This window comes from Halobellus salinus, from assembly GCF_014646875.1.
GTDB classification, from domain to species: Archaea; Halobacteriota; Halobacteria; order Halobacteriales; family Haloferacaceae; genus Haloquadratum; species Haloquadratum salinum.
In genome coordinates, this window is record NZ_BMOC01000047.1 from 1 (window position 1) to 1,020 (window position 1,020).

The 1,020-nt window shown below is 55.4% G+C and carries 1 protein-coding gene; it reads right to left on the minus strand.

From position 1 onward, the window contains the following. The coding region (locus IEX72_RS15040) for an IS630 family transposase (protein WP_188788806.1) at positions 1-1,019 on the minus strand (1,019 nt) is incomplete at its 3' end. Position 1,020: the final 1 nt, after the last annotated feature.

A 1,020-nucleotide genomic window follows, 5' to 3' on the forward strand; every position in this document is an offset into this window, starting at 1 on the left:
AGCTGAGCTGTGAGCTTCTCAAAGAGTTCGGTAAGGAGAGCGCGGTATTCTGCCGCGCTCTCCACAATCAACGGCGACGCTTCCCATTTCAAACTCTTCCAGACCTGCTCGATTGGATTGAGATCCGGTGAACCAACGGGCAAAAACACGAGGTCAATTCCGAGTTGATGGGCTCGCTTACGCGTGTACTCGCACACGTGAGAAGAGAAGTTATCCAAGACGAGCAGAATCCGTTGACTCGGATTCTGCTCGCGGATTCCTTCGAGACACTCGCAGATTCGTTCTTTCTCCTGATTACTTGGAAACTGAATGACACTCTCACCAGAAAGAGCATAGAACCCGACCGCTGGTTCGTCTAACTTCACCAGCGGTCGGGTGATGTGAGGGTCGTCAACGGTGTAGAGTCGCTGTGAGTTGTCCCACGGTTGTGGATGCGATGTGTCGAGAAATCCAAGCACAGTTCCACCGTCCGTACGGATCTCTTCGTCGACGACCCAGCCTTCCTCATCGTCTCCATCGCGTTTGTTGTGCGGCTCATCAGTTCCCTCGTCGAACGCGTCGGCGACGCGTTCGTCGAGGATTTCTTCGGCATTCTCTGGCCGTGATGGGCGCTTAGTCCGCGGAATTGCGTAGGAGAGGCCGAGCTTTTCGAGGAACGTAGTGAGATGGGCTGGATGAAATTCAACGTCGAACTCCTCGTTGATGAGGTGTTGTATCTCTTGTCTCTTCCACGGTTGGCCCTCCCGGAGCAGTTCCAAGAGGCATTGCTGTTGTTCTTCGCCGAGCTTCGGGGGCCTGCCGCCCCCGAAGTTCGGCATTAGAAGTCCAAGACCGCCCTTGTTCCATCGGCGAGCCCAGCGTGTTCCTGTCGCGGAGGACCTGCCGACATCGTCGGCAGCGTCCTCCAAGGTTGCCCCCTTGTATAGCCGTTTAACGAAAATCAACCGCTCAGTGAGTTTTTCATCCGTAGACTCCGCGAGGAGTCGATCGAGATCGTCCTCACTGAGGTGACGGACGATC